General features: G+C 61.5%; 1 pseudogene. It reads left to right on the top strand.

What is annotated here, in order from left to right:
* Window positions 1-200: pseudogene (locus A3728_RS15005) on the top strand (acetolactate synthase 3 large subunit); the annotation flags it as partial.
* Window positions 201-226 lie beyond the last annotated feature (26 nt).

Below are 226 nucleotides of genomic sequence, written 5' to 3'. Positions count from 1 at the left end.
AGGTAAGCGACCCCGACAAGCTCGACGATGCGATCATGGAGATGATCGAGCACCCCGGCCCGGTGATCCTCGACTGTCTTGTGGAGAAGCACGAAAATTGCTTCCCGATGATCCCCTCGGGCAAGGCCCATAACGAAATGCTGCTGGGCGACGTGGATACGCAAGGCGTCATCGACGCCAAGGGCTCGGTGCTGGTGTGAGGCAACCGGGCGGCACCCGCTGATCC

Origin of the sequence: Sulfitobacter sp. HI0040, assembly GCF_001634885.1 — a bacterium.
Classification (GTDB): Bacteria; Pseudomonadota; Alphaproteobacteria; order Rhodobacterales; family Rhodobacteraceae; genus Sulfitobacter.
The sequence above is the reverse complement of the archived record's forward strand: the minus strand, read 5'-3'. Positions and strand labels throughout refer to the sequence as shown.